This is a genomic window from Bradyrhizobium sp. CIR18 (assembly GCF_014198295.1).
Classification (GTDB): Bacteria; Pseudomonadota; Alphaproteobacteria; order Rhizobiales; family Xanthobacteraceae; genus Bradyrhizobium.
On record NZ_JACIHF010000001.1, the window covers coordinates 1,468,773 to 1,486,084 of the forward strand.

Consider the following 17,312-nt stretch of genomic DNA (forward strand, 5'->3'; position numbering starts at 1 on the left):
TCCCTCGGTGCGAAGGAATAGACGACGGCGACGTAGCACGGCGTCCGTCGGCCGCGGACTACGTTCTCCCACCACGTCCGCTGCGAGCGGCGCTCAATTACAGACCTCATAATTGCCGCCGGCCGCGGCATTCGGACTGACCCTTCCCTGGATAACCCCGCTTACAAGCCGGCATCCTTTTTGAACCGGGCGACAGCCCGCCGAATTGCAAAAGATCTGCCCGCTGGCCTCGGGTTTGGACGGCGAAGATTCGGATTGCTTTCGCTCCGTATCCCGTCTCCTTGAATCCTCGCGCGTCGCGACCGGCTTCTTCTCCTGGACCTTCTCGCACTCGTTGTCGTCACCGACGCGATAGCCGGCGCGGCAGGTGATCTTCACGCATTGATCGCCGTCGGCCTTGAAGCCGAAATTGCACACGAGCGGGCAGACGCGCCCCGGCTTCGCCTTGAGGGCATCGAGTGCGTCGACGCTGGCGAGCTTCACGTCGAACTGGGTTCCGGCATATTTGTTGAAGAGCGTCAGTGAGCGCTGCGCGGCCGACGTCCACTCGCCCTCCACAGCCGAGGTGAGGCAGCCGACACGGCGCAACTCGCTCTGGACGGATTTTGTAAGATCAGCCGCCGATAAGGTGGATGCTGGTACAGGCGAGAGGGCAGCAACTTTCTGCTCGGCCTCGGGCAACTGTCGATCGGCCCCCGACTTTGCGGCCTGCTCGGTTTTCTCGGCGGCTTGCCTCGCAGCGAGTTCGGCCTTGACCTTCTCTGCCGCCTGCTTCTCGGCCAGCGCTTTCGCGGCCGCAGCCTCGGCGATCTTGCGCTCGCGCTCGGCTGCTTCAGCCCTCGCCTGCTCGACCTGCTTCTGCTTCTCCGCGGCGATCCGCGCGTCCTCGGCGGCTTTGGCGGCTGCGGCGGCCTTTTCCAGCTCCGCCTTGTGGGCCCGTTCGGCGGCGAGCTTCACCTTCTCCTGCTCGGCCTGCCGGGCTTTCTCGGTCGCCGCCGTGCGCTCCTCTTCGGCGGCAATCTTCTTCAGCTGCACGCGGGCGAGATTGGCGTAGAAGCCATCCGGATAGGTCTGCAGGAAGGCTTCCCAGGCCTCACGCAGGCCCGCCTGAAGCGCAAGCTCATAGTCCCTGCGCACGCTGTCCTGTGGATTGGCCTGCGGCCCCGCCACAGTGACTGGCTTCGCCGGCACCAGCGGCACGTCGTCGCCGCCGAGCGAGCCGTAGACATAGGGCTCCTGCCTGTTGCCGGTGTTCTTCAGAACGTCGTCCCGCACGAAACCGAACGCCTTGCGCAGATCCAGCCCCGGCTTCGGCAGGTGCTCGACCAGCGCCGTGGCGAAGGGACTGTTGCGGGAATCGCCGTCGGATGCCGTCGATCCCGCCTTGGCCGCGAACGCAATCATCGTGTTCGGGCTGGTCGGCTCGACCTTGGCAAGACCTCGCCCGATCGCGCGCGCGGCCACCATGCGCTTCATGGTCTTGGAAAAGGGATTGTCGCGGCAGGCGTCGAGGATGACGAGGCGCAGCCGCTTGGCCGGCTCGACGGCGAACAGCGCACGATCAAGCGCAACCGTCTCGTCGAGAACGTCGCCGTCGGTCTCCAGCATGGCGTCGGTCGGGATGAGATAGTTGTTGCCGTCGAGCTCGATGCCGTGGCCAGCATAGTAGATCACAGCCATGTCGGCGTCGCGGACCCTGCCGGCAAAGTCACGCAGCGTCCGCCGCATCTCGGAGGCATTGAGATCTGTTTTGACGTCGACCGCATCGAAGCCGGCCTTCTTGAACATGTCGCCGACAAGGGCGGCATCGTTCACGGGATTGGTGAGCCGCAGCGTATTCTTGTAGGCGGAGTTGCCGATCACGAGCGCGACGCGCTTTTCGGCCCAGACCGGCCCACAAGCGAACAAGGTCGCAAGGGCTATCACGCCAATGAGCCGATACACGCTCAATTGCAGATCTCGGTGGTGACAGTGACTCCGTGATTTTGCTTCGCCGTTCCGAGACGACACCCCTTTGCGACCGGCCGACAGCCCGCGTTGCCGCAGACCATCTGTCCGGACGCCTGGGGCGCCGACGGTGCGGCTTCCGTTTGCTTTCGATCCGTATCCCGCCTCCGCGACTCCTCGCGTGTCGCGACCGGCTTCTTTTCCTGGACCTTTTCGCATTCATTGTCCTCGCCGACGCGATAGCCGGCGCGGCAGGTGATCTTGACGCATTGGTCGCCGTCGGCCTTGAAGCCGAAATTGCAAACCAGCGGGCAGACCCGCCCCGGTTTCGCCTTCAGGGCATCGAGCGCGTCCACGCTCGCGATCTTCACGTCGAGCTGGGTGCCGGCATATTTGTTGAACAGCGTCAGTGAGCGCTGCGCGGCCGAACTCCACTCGCCCTCAGCGGCCGACGTCAGGCACCCGACGCGGCGCAATTCGCTCTGTACCGCCTTGGCGAGGTCGGCTGCGGATAGTGTCGAGGCAGCCCCGGGTGAGAGAGCAGCAACTTTCTGCTCAGGCTCGGGCAGCTGCCGGTCGGCGGCCGGCTTCGCTGCCTGCTCAGCTTTTTCTGCCGCCTGCTTGGCAGCAAGCTCGGCCTTGGCCTTCTCCACGGCCTGCTTCTCGGCCAAGGCCTTCGCTGCCGCCGCCTCCGCTATCTTGCGCTGCTGCTCGGCCGCCTCGGCCCTCGCCTGCTCGATCTGCTTCTGCTTCTCTGCGGCAATGCGGGCATCTTCGGCAACCTTGGCCGCAGCGGCCGCCTTGTCCTGCTCGGCCTTCTGGGCGCGCTCGGCAATAAGCCTGGTCTTTTCCTGCTCGGCGGCCTTCGCCTTTTGCTCGGCTGAGGCACGCGTCTCTTCGGCGCCGATCTTGTTCAACTGGCCTTTGGCGAGATTCGCATAGAATCCCTCAGGATATTGCGCCAGGAACGCTTCCCAGCCGTCACGAGTGCCGAGTTGGAGCGCAAGTTCATAGTCTCGCCTGAGCTCAGACTGCGGATTGGCTTGCGGGCCGGTCGCAACGGGCTTGGCAGGAACGAGCGGCACGTCATCGCCGCCGAGCGAGCCATAAACGAAAGGCTCTTGCTTGTTCGCGGTGCTCTTCAGCACGTCATCGCGCACGAAGCCGAATGCCTTGCGCAGATCGAGGCCCGGTTTTGGCAGGTGCTCTGCGAGAGCCGTAGCGAACGGGCTGTTCCGGGAGTCTCCATCGGACGCCGTCGAACCGGCCTTGGCCGCGAACGCAATCATCGTATTCGGGGTGGTCGGCTCGATCTTGGCGAGGCCCCGCCCGATCGCGCGCGAGGCCACCGTGCGCTTCATCGTCTTGGCAAAGGGATTGTCGCGGCAGGCGTCGAGAATGACGAGCCGAAGCTGCTTGGCAGGCTCGATGCTCACCAACACGCGATCGATCGGCAACGCCTCGTCGTAGACGTCGGTGTCGGCCTCGAGCGCGGCATCGGTCGGGATCAGATAGTTGGTGCCATCCACCTCCATGCCGTGGCCAGCGTAGTAAATGACCGCGATGTCGGCATCCCGTGTCCGGGTACCGAACTCCCGCAGCGCCTTGCGCATTTCAGGTGCGCTCAGGTCCTGCCTGACGTCGACCGTGTCGAATCCGGCTTTCTTGAGCATACCTCCGATCAAGCCGGCATCGTTCACCGGATTGCCCAGCTTCGGAGCGCTCTTGTAGGCGGAATTCCCGATGACGAGCGCGACGCGCTTCTGGGCCTGCGCTGGCCCGCAAACGAGCCAGGTCCCGAAGATGATGGCAGCAATGAAGCGATACGCTCTCAATTGCAGACCTCTCTCGTTCGGCCGGCCATCACTGCGCTCGCATCAGCGGTGCTGGCGCGCTCTATTCTGCATCCCTTGCCGACGGGGCGGCAGCCGGCAGCATTGCAGAATATCTGGCCGGATGCCTGCGGTGCCGACGGCGCGGTTTCGCTTGCCCTGCGGTCTGCGTCGCGCTTCCGCGTGTCCTCGCGCGTCGCGACCGGCTTCTTCTCCGGCACCTTCTCGCACTCGTTATCGTCGCCGACGCGATAGCCGGCGCGGCAGGTGATCTTGACGCATTGATCGCCGTCGGCCTTGAAGCCGAAATTGCACACCAGCGGGCAGACCCGCCCCGGTTTCGCCTTCAGCGCATCGAGCGCGTCCACGCTCGCGATCTTCACGTCGAGCTGGGTGCCGGCATATTTGTTGAACAGCGTCAGTGAGCGCTGCGCAGCCGAACTCCACTCGCCCTCAGCGGCCGACGTCAGGCACCCGACGCGGCGCAATTCGCTCTGTACGGATTTGGCGAGGTCAGCCGCTGACAATGTGGGTGTCGGCCCCGGCGAGAGCGCGGCCACTTTCTGGTTCTCGACTTCGGGCAGCTGCCGGTCGGCAGCCGGCTTCGCTGCCTGCTCAGCCCTCTCCGCCGCCTGCTTCGCGGCAAGCTCGGCCTTGGCCTTCTCCACGGCCTGCTTCTCGGCAAGCGCCTTCGCAGCCGCCGCCTCAGCCACCTTGCGCTGGTGCTCGGCCGCTTCCGCTTTCGCTTGCTCGATCTGCTTTTGCTTCTCTGCGGCGATCCGCGCCTCTTCCGCCGCCTTGGCAGCAGCTGCTGCCTTCTCCTGCTCGGCCTTCTGGGCGCGCTCGGCAATAAGCCTGGTCTTTTCCTGCTCGGCGGCCTTCGCCTTTTGTTCAGCCGAAGCGCGCGTCTCTTCGGCGGCGATCTTGTTCAACTGGCCCTTGGCCAGGTTGGCGTAGAAACCGTCCGGATACGCCGCCAGAAACGCTTCCCAGCCGTCGCGCGTCGCAAGCTGAAGCGCGAGCTCGTAATCCCTGCGAATGGCATCCTGCGGGTTGGCCTGCGGACCGGTCGCGGCCGGCCGCACGACGAGGGGCACGTCGTCGCCCCCGAGCGAGCCGTAGACATAGGGCTCCTGCTTGTAGTTCGTGCTCTTGAGCACGTCGTCGCGCACGAAGCCGAAGGCCTTGCGCAGATCAAGGCCCGGCTTTGGCAGATGCTCGACCAGCGCAGCGGCGAACGGACTGTTTCGCGCATCGCCATCGGACGCCGTCGATCCCGCCTTGGCCGCGAACGCAATCATCGTGTTCGGGCTGGTCGGCTCGACCTTGGCGAGCCCGCGCCCGACGGCGCGTGAAGCCAGCGTGCGCTTCATCGACTTGGCGAAGGGATTGTCGCGGCAGGCATCCAGGATGATCAGGCGCAGCTGCTTGGCCGGCTCGACCGCGAAAAGTGCGCGTTCGACCGGAATGGTCTCGTCGAGAACGTCGCCATCCGTCTCCAGTGTCGCGTCGGTCGGAATGAGATAGTTGGCTCCATCGAGCTCGATGCCGTGGCCGGCGTAATAGATCACCGCCATGTCAGCGTCGCGCGACCTGCCGGCGAACTCGCGCAGCATGCGCCGCATCTCGCTGGCACTGAGATCCAGCCGGACGTCGACGGAATCAAAGCCCGCCTTCTTGAACATGCCGCCGACCAGCGTGGCATCGTTCACGGGATTGCCGAGCTTGGGCGCGCTCTTGTAAGCGGAATTGCCGATCACGAGCGCGACCCGCCGGTCGGCATGCGCCGGTCCGCAGGCAAGGCCAATCGCAAACATCAACAAAGCAAATAGCCGAAACGGAATCACTTGCGTCCCCCCGGATGCAATTCCCTGAGACTATTCGCTAGCGTCGCCGATTGCTAATTCTTCCTATGTGATTCTTGTCACACAAGCCGGTCTAACGGGGGTAAGGATAATGCGGCGAAGCGTCACCCTGGTTTTTCCAGGTGACGCCGCCGTCTGTCCCGGCCGCTTACATTTGCACCACCTCGTGGCGCATGACGAAGGGTGCAAGCAGCGCGTGTACCTCGCTCGCAACCGCCTCGCGCTGGTCCGATGGCAGGCCGGCAAGGGTCACGGTGGTGATCGATCCGTGACTGCCATGGGCACCGACTTTGACCCTGCAATCGATGCCGCGCTCGACCAGCGGCGTGAGCACCTTGGTGAACACGCGCTCAGCCGCGTCCCAGCGCAATTGAGGCTTGAATACCTTGCCGACACCGGTCACGGGCATCGGGTCGATCGGAATGACCTGCACCGGGACGGCGGCCCGCTCCGGCGTGCGCTCGCGAACCCAGGATTCCAGTTCGCCGGGCTCCACGGTCGCGCCGGGCTTCAACTGCACGTAGCCCACCGGCAGTTCGCCGGCATAGGCGTCGGGCTGGCCGACGACGGCGGCGAAGCCGACCGCGGGATGCCGGAACATGATCTCCTCGACCGGCGCGGGATCGATGTTATGGCCACCACGGATCACGAGGTCCTTGGCGCGACCGGTGATCCAGAGATAGCCGTCGGCGTCGAGCCGGCCGAGATCGCCGGAATTGACCCAGACCTCGTCGACGAACGCGCCCTTGTTGTGCTCGTCGTTGAGATAGCCGCCGAACACGCCGGGCCCTGCCATGATGACGACCCCGATCTCATCCGGAGCGCAGTCGCGGATCAGGCGACCATCGGCATCGAGTTGCACGATGCGCACGCGCGCATAAGGCATGGGCAAGCCGACCGAGCCGAGCCGGATCGGCCGTGATGGATAGGCCAGCGTGTGCACGCTCGAGGTCTCGGTCATGCCGTAGACCTCGACCACGGGCAGCCTCAGCTTGTCCTGGATCGCCGAGCCGACCGCGACGGGGATCGCCGAGCCGCCTCCGGCGGCATATTTGAGGCTTGAGATGTCGGCTTGATCAGGTGGCACCGCGAGCGTTGCGGCGAGCACCGTCGGCACGCTCGACAGCGCTTCCGGCTTGAAGCGCTCGACCAATTTCCAGATATTCTTCACCGCATTCGGATTGCGCCAGCCGCTCGGCGACAGCACGACCAGCGAGCCGCCGCCCGACAGCATCGTCAGCACCTGGGTCAGCGATCCCCCGACGTGAAACAGCGGCATGCCGAACAGCAAATTGGCACCGGGCTTCGCCCTTAGCAGCAGGTTGAGCGCCCAGGCCTGGTAGACCTGGTTGGTATGCGTGTGCCGCACCAGCTTGGGCGTGCCGGTGGTGCCGCCGGTGTGGAAATAGGCCGCGATGTCGGCACCCGAAATCTTGCGCCCGCTGACAAGCTGATCCGACGGCTGCTGCTTGATCAGGTCGCTGAAAGCAAAGATGCCATTCGCCGGATCGCCGCCGCCGAACACCTGCACGATCGCCTTGAGGTGCTTGAGTTGCGGGCGGATCTGCTCGACCTTCTGCCAGATATCGGTGCCCGGCATCGGCCCGAGCGCCACCAGGATTTTGGTGTTCGCAGCTTCCAGGATCTCCGCGATCTGGTGCGGCTCGAGCAGCGGATTGACGGGATTGGCGATGCCGGCGGCCTCCGCGCCGAACAGCGTCACGAAGGCATCCGGCACCAGCGGCAGCATGAAGCTGATGACGTCGTCTTTCTCCGCGCCGAGCGCGTGAAACATGTTGGCAGCCTGCGTGACGCGCGCAATGAAATCGCGGTAGGTGACCACCACTGGCGTGTCGGCGGGATCAGCATTTTGCAGAAACTGGATCGCCGCGCCGTCGGGATTGCGCGCCGCACCCAATTTGATGGCGTCAAGCGTGCTCTCGGCAGCGATGCGGTCCGCATAGGGGACCCGCTCGAACGCCCGGACCTCCTCGTCGGTCAAAAGATCCGGATAGTCATTGCCAATGAGCCGATCGAGCGCGTGGATGCCCGCCATGGAATTCCGTCCTCCCTCAGATGTATGTCCACGCCCCCTGTCTTTTGACATTTTTGGGTCGGCGAGGCCCCGACCGATGGCCGGCCGGGCGCCGACAGAATGATGGATGATTTGGCGTTCGTCCATTGCCAACGGGCTGCGGCGCTCGAACGCGAACCTAAGGCGCTTGAACCTCTGCGGCCGATCCGGGGACCAAGAACTGGCACTGAATTCGCTCGCCAGCGCCCTGCCGCAAGACTTGAGGTCACCATGACGACGTCCCTGCGGAACCGCATCACACGGCTGATCGCCGCGTGCGCTATCTCAACAGCCATCGCGCTGCCCTCCGCAACATTCGCCGCGGACGGCCAGCTTGACAAGATGCGGGCCAAGATCGCGGCATTCATCACCGACAAGATGGAGAAGCTGGGCGGATCGCGCATCATCTACAAGGTGGACAGTGACGCCTTGCGGGAGGCGGTCACCACGGATCTGCGCGACGACGTCTACAAGACCCTGCGCGAGGGCCGGATCGCCTTCTCCGGCCTTGCGATTCGTGACGGTGGCGTTGAGGTCAAGATCGCGGACGCCAAGGGCCGCGAGCTGCTGACGCGCAAGCTCGCCTCGGCGGCAGAGGGATTGCCCACGCACGCGCTCGCCGTGACCGACGCCGGAGACGGGCTGATCAGGCTCGCGCCGACCGATGCCGCATCCGCCGCACGGCTGCGCGATCTCGTCGAGGATTCCATCGCCATGATCGAGCAGCGCCTTAAGGACGCCGGCGTCACACTGGCCAGCGTCCAGCCTGAGGGAACAGACCGCATCCGCATCTTCCTGCCGGGCACGATGGAGCCCGAGCGCATCACCGCGATCTTCGCCAGGAAGGTCAAGGTCAGCTTCCGCCTGATCGATGTCACGATGTCGGCGGAGCAGGCGCAATCCGGCACGCCTCCGGCGGGCACGGAAGTCATGTTCGGCTTCAAGGACAAGCTTCCCTATCTCGTCAAGGCCAGCGCGCTCGACGGCGACGACATCAGCTACGCGGGGCCGGGATTCTCGAGCGGCACTAAGGAGCCGATCGCCTCGTTCCGCTTCAACGGCCGCGGTACGCGGCGCTTCGCTCACATCACCGCAGAGAACGTTGGAATGCCCTTCGCCATCGCGCTCGACGACAAGGTGATCTCCTCCCCGGTGATCCGCGAGCCCATCACCGGCGGCTCCGTCCAGATTTCCGGCAACTTCACCCTGGAAGAGGCGAACAGCGTCGCCATGCTGCTGCGCGCCGGCTCGCTGCCCGGACGTCTTGGCCTCGTCGAGCAGCAGGTCATCCAACCCGCCGCCAAGCCATAAGGCGAAGATCGTCAGACGCGCCCCACCAGGGGCATTCGGCCGTTCCGCGACGCCGAAGCCCGCCCCGAATCACGGCCGCGTTGCGGCCGGACGCACAACCAACGGGCAATTGCCGAAACGCCCGATCAGGCTAAAATTTGCCTCTTGCGGCGTGACGGCCAAAGGCTTCATTTCAGGCGGCCGTCATTCGATTTCGGCTATACGTGTCGAGCATACCGACCAGGACTGAAAGCCTTACGCGGGGTTAGTACCATGCCGTCCGGCAGCGCAGACATTTCCTCGATCCTCGACCGCATTCTCGATGCGGCAACGGACAACCTCAGGATCGCGAAGATCCTGGTCCAGATGGGCCTGGATCCGAACAACGTCACCTATGACGCGATCTTCAATAGGCTCCTTGAGATCTTCGTCCACAACATCACGTTTGCCAATCTGTTCGCCGCGGTCGGCGCCGGTTTCTTCGTCGCCACCCTCTTGATGCGGACCATGGTGCCGCTGCGCGTCGCCAACATGATCGGCTGCGCGTTCTTCGCCGTTTTCGGCGCGCTCTCCGCCAACGTCGCGACGTTCCTGCTCTATCTGCTGCTGCTTCCGATCAACGCCCTGCGCCTGCGGCAGATGCTCAAGCTGGTCAAGAAGGCGCGCCATGCCGCCGAAGGCGACATGTCGATCGAATGGCTCAAGCCATTCATGACCGAGCGCAAATATCGAAGCGGCGACACGCTGTTCAAACTGGGCGATCCTGCCAAGGAGATGCTCCTCACGGTCACCGGCAAGTTCCTGGTCAAGGAGATCAATGTCGAGATCGGGCCCGGAGCGCTGATGGGAGAGCTCGGCTTCCTGACGCCCGACAACCGGCGCACTGGAACGATCGAATGCATCGAGGACGGCCAGGTGCTGACGATCACCTACGACCGGCTGCTCGAGATCTACTTCCAGGACCCGCAGTTCGGCTATTACTTCCTGGTGCTGACCAGCCAGCGCCTGCTGCAGAACATCGATCGTTTGCAGAAGCAGCTCGCCACGGAGCGGGCGGCCACGACGAACAGGATCGCGTGATCGCCGCTGCTCAGCCTAGCAGCAGCGCCATGCCGGGGTCGCCCTTCTCCATCGCGCGCCGATAGGCCGGACGTGCACTGACACGGCCGAGATATTTGACCACGTTCGGGCAGCGTTGGACATCGTAGGGCTGGAAGTAGCGCATCGTCGTCAGCGAAAAGCCCATCATGATGTCGGCGGTGGTGAAGGCATTGCCCGCCAGATATTCGGCATCGCGAAGGCGGGCGTCGAGGAGATCGTAGGAGCGATCGAGCCGTCCCCTCATGGCAAGCAGGGTCGGGTTATCCTTTGCAAGATCGAGTCGATTCAGAATCATCATCCGCCCCATGCCGGGTTGCAACGTGCCATTGGCGAAGTGAAGCCAGTACAGGAACTGCGGGAAGGCGGGATCATTGGGGCCGAGCACCAGACGGCCGTTGCCGTACTTTGCGACGATGTAGTCGACGATGGCGCCGGACTCCGCGAGCACGAGATCGCCGTCGGTCACGACGGGCGCCGCCCCGCTCGGGTGCAGCGCCTTGTACTCCGGGGGCGCCAGCATGGTGACGGGATCGCGGGCGTAGCGCTTCAGCTCGTAGTCAAGCCCCAGCTCCTCGCACAGCCAGACGATGCGCTCGGACTGAGACTTGCCGAGATGATGGACGGTGAGCATGCGGCCTCCTGCAGCGGTAAGTTGGGCACGTCGTGAAGACGCGTATAGCCTGCCATTGCCGGGGACGCATCTCGGTCTTGTGTCCCGGATGCAGCGCGGTGCGGCTTCGACGGCGCTGCAGAGCCGGGGCCCAGCCCACCGGGTATGTCCTGTCCGCGGCGCCTCCAGCCTCCCTCCAAAACGGCCCCGCCGCAAAATCGCCCTAAAAACCGAATGGTAACCATGACGGGCTAGGGTAATGACGTGACCAATCCTCCGACGATCCTGGTGTTCGATTCCGGCCTTGGCGGGCTCACGGTGCTCCGCGAGGTCGTGGCCGCGCGTCCGGACGCCCATTTCGCCTACGTCGCCGACGACGCCTTCTTTCCCTACGGCCACCACAGCGAGGACGAGATCATCGCCCGCGTCGTGCCGCTGATGGGTGAGCTGATCGGCGCGCATGACCCTGATATCGTCGTCATCGCCTGCAACACGGCGTCCACCCTGGTCCTGTCCCACTTGCGCGCCGCTTATTCGGTGCCCTTCGTCGGTACGGTGCCGGCGATCAAGCCGGCCTGCGCGCAATCGAGGACCCGCCGCGTCTCGGTGCTCGGCACCAAGGGCACGGTGAAGCGCGAATACACCAAGGCCCTGATCCGCGATTTCGCGCAGGGCTGCGAGGTGACGCTGGTCGGCTCGCCCGAGCTTGCCTCGCTGGCTGAAGCTGAACTCAGCGGCGCTTCCGTCAGCGACGGCGACATCCTGGCCGAACTCGCCCCCTGCTTCGTCGGCGAAGACGCGACCTCGCGCACCGACACCGTCGTGCTCGCCTGCACACATTATCCGCTGCTGCTCGACCGGCTGAAGCGGCTGGCACCCTGGCCGGTCGACTGGATCGATCCCGCGCCGGCGATCGCCCGCCGCGTCTCGGATCTGCTCGGCCCGCGCATCGGCGGCATCGCACAGGCCGGCGCCGAAATGATCTTCACCTCGAACCGCGTGCACGGCCTTTCGGCTACGCTGACGCCGTTCTTCGGCGGCCGCGCGCTGGCCTGACTTTGCGCATCGGCGCCGCGCTGCTAGGTTTTGCCGTCGTCACCTCACTGCAGGCCTTTCCATGTCGGTCCAGACTCCGCCGCTCAACCGCCTTCGCCAATTGTGGCGCGATGGCCGCCCCGCTTTCGGCGCGATCGCGACCATCCCGAGCGTGCAGATGGTGCAGATCATGGCGCGCTCGCTCGACTGGATCATCGTCGATCTCGAGCATGGTCCCATCGGGCTGACCGAAGCGCATGCGATGATCGCCGCGACCACAGGCACGCCGTGCACTCCCCTGGTGCGGATCGCGGCGAATGAGCCGTGGCTTGCGAAAGCCCCGATGGACATCGGCGCCTTCGGCATCAACTTTCCGATGATCACGAACCGCAACGATGCTGAGAAGGCGGTCCGCAGCGTGCGCTACCCGCCGCGCGGCGACCGTCTGTGGGGGCCCTTCCACGCGCCGTTCCGCTGGGGCCAGTCGATGCCGGACTACATGGCGAGCGCCGACGACGAGATGATCTGCATGATCACCATCGAGCATGTCGATGCCGTCAACCGCATCGACGAGATCATGGCGACGCCGGGCATCGACGTCGCGGTGATCGGGCCCGGCGATCTCGCGACATCCATCAACAAGCGCGGCCAGATGGACGATCCGGAACTGCTGGAGCTGGTCGCGCGCGCCGAGGCCGGCATCCTTAGAAGCGGCGTGCCGATCGGCGGCGTGGCCCGCTCCGCCGACCAGGCCAACGCCCTGGTCGACCGCGGCTACCGCGCGATCGCGCTGGGCTTCGACTGGTCGCTGCTCCAGCGCGGCATCATGGCGGCGTTCGAGGGCATCAGGCGCTGAGCAGGCCGACTGCCAGCTTGCTGGGAACTGCGGCCCTGCTAGGGTCGGCCGAATAGGGAGGAAAAACCATGCTCAAGAAGACTTTGCTCGCTCTGACCTTTACCGGCCTCGCCGTCGCCGCCTTCGCCCAGCAGCCTGGCATCAAGCGCACCCCGCTCCAGAAAGTCGAATTTCCGGAGGGCTATAATACCGTCACCGCCATTGCGGAGGTCCCGGCGGGCGGCGCGGCCGGACGCCATACCCATCCCGGAATTGAGACCGGTTATGTGCTGGAAGGCGAGCTCAATCTCCTCGTCGACGGGCAGCCGGAGAAGACCTTGAAAGCCGGCGATTCCTACCAGATCCCGGCAGGCGTCGTGCATGACGCCAAGGCTCATGGCGATAAAGCCATGAAAGTGCTTGGAGTTTACGTCGTCGACAAGACCAAGCCGCTGGCTTCGCCGGCTCCCTGATTGGTCGAACCGTTCAACCCCTGGCGGGTTGGTTCGTGCTAAAGGAAACGGCGGGCGGGACCCGCTCGCTGCACATTTTTTCATCTGTAGGAACCGAAGACCGATGCGGGGGACGCCAAAGCCCATTTCGCTGCCGCGCCGTCTGATTTGCGACCTCATGCGCGCGTCGATGGACGTGCCGTTCGTTTCGCTCTCCCGTTCGCTCAATATCCGCCCCCTGATCGAGGCACGCGCCGGAGCCGCCGCGCCGGCCGGCTGGGCTGCGACCTTCGTCAAGGCGTTCGCCCTGGTCGCCAGGGACGAGCCGATCCTGCGCACCGTCTACGCCAAATGGCCCTGGCCGACGTTCTACGAATTGCCGAACAGCGTGGCGTCGGTGGCGATCGCCCGGGTCGAGGACGGCGAGGAATGCGTGATGCCGCAGCGAATCGCGGCTCCCGAGGCCATGGCGCTGGCCGCGGTCGATGCCGAGATCCGGCGCGGCAAGACGGCGCCGATCGCAGACGTTCCGATGTTCCGCAAGATCATGCGGGCAACCCGCCTGCCGCTGCCGCTGCGGCGCCTGTCCTGGGCGATCGGCCTCAATTTCGGCCGCCAGCGCGGCAACTGGTTCGGCAGCTTTGCGGTGAGCTCGGTGGCCGCCTATGGCGGCGGAGAGCTCCATCCGATCACGCCGGGCCCCTTCATCGTCAGCTACGGCCTGGTCGAGCCCGACCAGACCATTCATGTCGTGATCCGCTGGGATCACCGGGTCACCGACGCCGCCCCGATCGCCCGCGTCCTGACCCGGCTGGAACAGGTCCTGAACACTGAAATCGCTGCCGAATTGCGGGCGGCGGGGTCAAAGCCGATAAGAGTGGTCGGGACATAAGCACCGTCGTTCCGGGGCAGCTCGCAGAGCCGAACCCGGAACCTCGAGATTTCCGGGTCGATGCTGGCGCATCGCCCGGAATGACGGGCTAAACAATTGACAGCGAACCCCAAACTCCCCTAAAAGCCGCCTGCTCGCGGGCCGATTTCGGCCCGCGAAGCGTTTCGCGACCCGTGGTCCTCTCCCTTGAAGCTTTGGGGATCGGACCTGTCAGTGCCGGGCTAGCCCGTCACACAGGAGGGCGCGTTTCCTCAAACCATGTACCTGAAGAGGACGCGATGACTAAGCGCAGTGAGGCGAAGTACAAACTCGATCGCCGTATGGGCCAGAACATCTGGGGTCGCCCGAAGAGCCCCGTGAATCGCCGCGAATACGGCCCCGGCCAGCATGGCCAGCGCCGCAAGGGCAAGCTCTCGGACTTCGGCGTGCAGCTGCGCGCCAAGCAGAAGCTGAAGGGCTACTACGCCAACATCTCCGAGCGTCAGTTCCACGGCATCTATGTCGAGGCGAGCCGCCTCAAGGGTGACACCGGCGAGAACCTGATCGGCCTGCTGGAGCGTCGTCTCGACGCGGTCGTGTACCGCGCCAAGTTCGTTTCCACGATCTTCGCCGCTCGCCAGTTCATCAACCACGGCCACATCAAGGTGAACGGCCGCAAGGTCAACATCTCGAGCTATCAGCTCAAGGTCGGCGACGTGATCGAGGTCAAGGAAGCCTCCAAGCAGCTCGCCCACGTGCTGGAAGCCAGCCAGCTCCCCGAGCGCGACACTCCCGACTATCTCGAAGTCGACCACGGCAAGATGACCGCGAAATACGTGCGCATCCCCGGCCTCTCCGACGTGCCGTTCCCGGTGCAGATGGAGCCGCATCTGGTCGTCGAATTCTATTCGCGCTAAGATCTGAATATCGAAAGGCCCCGGTTCGCCGGGGCCTTTTTGCTTAAGAGCCACAATTCAGTGGCCGCGAATGCGTTAGGAGCCGTCGCATGCTCTACACCCCTCCCCCGATCGATCCCAAGGCGCCGCCGGTGCGCATCAATCTGCTCTCGGACACGCAGACCAAGCCGACGGCGGCGATGCGCGAAGCGATGGCGCGCGCCGAGGTCGGCGACGAGCAGGTCGGTGACGATCCGACCGTGAACGCGCTGTGCGAGCGCGTGGCTGATCTGCTCGGCAAGGAAGCCGCGGTCTACATGCCCTCGGGCACCATGTGCAACGTCACCGCGACGCTGGTGCATTGCCGCCCCGGCGACGAGATCCTGGCGCATGAGACCGCGCACATCATCGCCCGCGAAGGCGGCGCGCATGCCGCGATCGGCGGCTTCCAGGTCACCCAGCTTAGGGGTCCCGACGGCCAGTTCACGCCGGAGACGTTCCGGAAAGCACTGCATCCACGCACGCGCTACCAGCCGCCGCAGACCGTCGTCAGCGTCGAGCAGACCGCCAATATCGGCGGCGGCACGATCTGGAAGAAGGCCGCGCTCGACGAGATCGTCGCGATCGCGAAACAGCACGGCCTCGTCACCCACATGGACGGCGCGCGCCTGCTCAACGCCACCGTCGCCAGCGGCATCTCCCCGCGTGACATGACGGCGGGCTGGGATTCGGCCTGGATCGATTTCTCCAAAGGCCTGGGCGCGCCGATCGGCGGCGTGCTCGCGGGCTCGCGCGCCTTCATCGATGCGGTCTGGCAGTGGAAGCAGCGCCTCGGCGGCTCGATGCGGCAGGCTGGCATTTGCGCCGCCGCCTGCATCTACGCGCTCGACCACCATGTCGATCGCCTCGCCGACGACCACGCCAATGCGCGCGCGCTCGCCCGCGGGCTGTCGCAGATCCCCGGCATCGAGGTGCAGGAGCCCGAGACCAATCTCGTGTTCTTCAAGCCCGACGGCGCCGGCATTGCCGGCGACAAGATGGTCGCGGCACTGCGCCAGCGCGGCGTGACACTTGCGATGATGGACGGCCGCATCCGCGCCTGCACCCATCTCGACGTCGATGCGAGCCAGATCGAGGAGACCATCGGGTACGTGCGCGAGATCGTGCGCGGGGCGTAGTCAGAGCGTTTTCGCGCGAGGTGGATACCGGTTCGCGTAAAGAAAACGCGTCAAAACGAGAGTCTACCGCCCCATCGCCTGATAGATCAGCGTCTTCAAGGCCAGCTGAATCCGGCCGCGTTGCGACGGGGTCTGCACCATGAAGATCCCGAACAGATCGTCTTCGGGATCGATGAAGAAGAAGGTGCCGCCGACGCCGTCCCAGCGATATTCGCCGAGCGGCCATGACGTCCCCGGCGGCACCGAGGTGCGCACCGCGAAGCCGAGGCCGAACCCGGAGCTGCCGCCCGGATAATAGTTCTGATCGCGCGCGATCTTCGTTTCCGGCCCGATGTGATCCGACGCCATCAGCGCGATGGTCTCGGGCTTGAGATAGCGCCGGCCTTCATAGCTGCCGCCATTCAGCAGCATCTGCGCGAAGCGGGCGTAGTCGCCGACTGTGCCGACGAGGCCGGCACCGCCCGATTGCCAGATCGCCGGGCGCCTGATGTCGCGAACCGGTGTCGTTGCATTGATGTTGCGATCATCCGGCATCGGTTCGGCGATGCGTAGGAATTTGGCGGGGTCGGTGACGTAGAACGCCGTCTCCGTCATGCCGAGCGGGTCGAGCAGCCGCTCCTTCTCGAACTGCAGCAGCGTCTTGCCCGAGATGACCTCGACAACCCGGCCGAGCACGTCGGTGGCAAAGCCGTAGTCCCACAGCGTGCCCGGCTGCTCGGCGAGCGGCAGCGCCGCGAGCTTCGCGACGAAATCGGCGTTGGAAACATCGCCATTGAAGAGGTTGGCGGCCGCATAGAGCTCGCGCACCGCGCCGCCGCCAGAAGAACCGTAAGGCAGCCCCGCGGTGTGGCGCAGCAGATCCTTGATCGTGACGGGACGCTGCAGCGGCTCCAGTGCCAGCGAGACCTTGCCGTCCTCCGCCTTCTTCTCGACGCCGACCTTCATATCGGCAAGGGCCGGAATATACTTTGCGACGGCATCCTCGAGCGCGAGCTTGCCTTCCTCGACCAGCATCATCGCCAGGACCGAGGTGATCGGCTTCGACATCGAATAGAGACGGAAGATCGTGTCCGCGCTCATCGAACTCTCGGTCGCGACATCGCGAACGCCGAAATTCTCGTAATAGACCGGCTTGCCATGCTGCTGGAGCAGCAGAATGGCGCCGGGAATCTTGCCGGTCACGATCTCGTTGCGGATGTAGTCGGAGACCTTCGCCAGCCCTTGGGCCGAGAGCGTGCGAGCGCTGCGTGCTTCGGAGCCGGCCTTCGCACCGACCGCTCCGACCAGAAGCACGAGCGCCGCGATGAAAGCGCGGCGCCCGAACAT

At 64.9% G+C, this 17,312-nt stretch carries 14 protein-coding genes; 8 read left to right on the forward strand and 6 right to left on the reverse strand.

Translation table 11 applies throughout. The features are described 5' to 3' along the window. Positions 1-93 precede the first annotated feature (93 nt). The 4 genes from GGD65_RS07270 to GGD65_RS07285 all read right to left on the reverse strand — a co-directional run bounded on the left by GGD65_RS07270 (position 94) and on the right by GGD65_RS07285 (position 7,700). A complete protein-coding gene (locus GGD65_RS07270) occupies positions 94-1,950 on the reverse strand; it encodes a caspase family protein (RefSeq protein ID WP_183234756.1) in 1,857 nt (618 codons plus the stop codon). Beyond that, a complete protein-coding gene (locus GGD65_RS07275; protein WP_210316856.1) occupies positions 1,947-3,782 on the reverse strand; it encodes a caspase family protein in 1,836 nt (611 codons plus the stop codon). The genes GGD65_RS07270 and GGD65_RS07275 overlap by 4 nt, the downstream gene beginning before the upstream one ends. Then, on the reverse strand, positions 3,779-5,596 hold the full coding sequence (locus GGD65_RS07280; RefSeq protein ID WP_183234757.1) for a caspase domain-containing protein: 1,818 nt from the start codon (positions 5,594-5,596) through the stop codon (positions 3,779-3,781). Before GGD65_RS07280 ends, GGD65_RS07275 begins: the two co-directional genes overlap by 4 nt. Positions 5,597-5,792: 196 nt before the next feature. Next, entirely contained in the window at positions 5,793-7,700 is a 1,908-nt protein-coding gene (locus tag GGD65_RS07285) for an acyl-CoA synthetase (protein WP_183234758.1), read from the reverse strand. 249 nt (positions 7,701-7,949) lie between these two features. On the opposite strand from GGD65_RS07285, the gene GGD65_RS07290 reads away from it, so the two are divergent. Beyond that, positions 7,950-9,029 carry a SecDF P1 head subdomain-containing protein gene (locus tag GGD65_RS07290; RefSeq protein ID WP_183234759.1) on the forward strand — a complete coding sequence of 360 codons (1,080 nt, stop codon included), beginning with the start codon at positions 7,950-7,952 and terminating at the stop codon, positions 9,027-9,029. A 252-nt stretch (positions 9,030-9,281) separates the two neighbouring features. After that, positions 9,282-10,088: a Crp/Fnr family transcriptional regulator gene (locus tag GGD65_RS07295; RefSeq protein WP_018316569.1), complete on the forward strand. Its 807-nt coding sequence runs from the start codon at positions 9,282-9,284 to the stop codon at positions 10,086-10,088. A 10-nt stretch (positions 10,089-10,098) separates the two neighbouring features. On the opposite strand, the gene GGD65_RS07300 is transcribed toward GGD65_RS07295, so the two are convergent. After that, positions 10,099-10,740 carry a glutathione S-transferase family protein gene (locus tag GGD65_RS07300; protein ID WP_183234760.1) on the reverse strand — a complete coding sequence of 214 codons (642 nt, stop codon included), beginning with the start codon at positions 10,738-10,740 and terminating at the stop codon, positions 10,099-10,101. A 243-nt stretch (positions 10,741-10,983) separates the two neighbouring features. On the opposite strand from GGD65_RS07300, the gene murI reads away from it, so the two are divergent. The 6 genes from murI (at position 10,984) to GGD65_RS07330 (ending at position 15,986) form a co-directional block, all read left to right on the forward strand. Continuing rightward, positions 10,984-11,775, forward strand: a complete 792-nt coding sequence (gene murI, locus GGD65_RS07305; RefSeq protein ID WP_183234761.1) for a glutamate racemase — start codon at positions 10,984-10,986, stop codon at positions 11,773-11,775. A 61-nt stretch (positions 11,776-11,836) separates the two neighbouring features. Then, positions 11,837-12,610, forward strand: coding sequence for an HpcH/HpaI aldolase/citrate lyase family protein (locus tag GGD65_RS07310; protein WP_183234762.1), 774 nt, complete (start codon positions 11,837-11,839; stop codon positions 12,608-12,610). A gap of 68 nt (positions 12,611-12,678) precedes the next feature. Beyond that, a complete protein-coding gene (locus GGD65_RS07315; protein WP_018316573.1) occupies positions 12,679-13,062 on the forward strand; it encodes a cupin domain-containing protein in 384 nt (127 codons plus the stop codon). 103 nt (positions 13,063-13,165) lie between these two features. Then, the gene (locus GGD65_RS07320) at positions 13,166-13,933 is read left to right on the forward strand and encodes an acyltransferase (protein ID WP_092259068.1); all 768 of its coding nucleotides are present in this window, start codon (positions 13,166-13,168) and stop codon (positions 13,931-13,933) included. 278 nt (positions 13,934-14,211) lie between these two features. Beyond that, on the forward strand, positions 14,212-14,829 hold the full coding sequence (gene rpsD, locus GGD65_RS07325; protein ID WP_018316575.1) for a 30S ribosomal protein S4: 618 nt from the start codon (positions 14,212-14,214) through the stop codon (positions 14,827-14,829). Between the two features lie 89 nt (positions 14,830-14,918). Next, on the forward strand, positions 14,919-15,986 hold the full coding sequence (locus GGD65_RS07330; protein WP_183234763.1) for a low specificity L-threonine aldolase: 1,068 nt from the start codon (positions 14,919-14,921) through the stop codon (positions 15,984-15,986). A 63-nt stretch (positions 15,987-16,049) separates the two neighbouring features. Here the strand turns inward: GGD65_RS07330 and GGD65_RS07335 are convergent, their stop codons facing one another. Continuing rightward, positions 16,050-17,312 (reverse strand): serine hydrolase, encoded by a 1,263-nt coding sequence (locus GGD65_RS07335; protein ID WP_183234764.1) that lies wholly within the window; start codon positions 17,310-17,312, stop codon positions 16,050-16,052.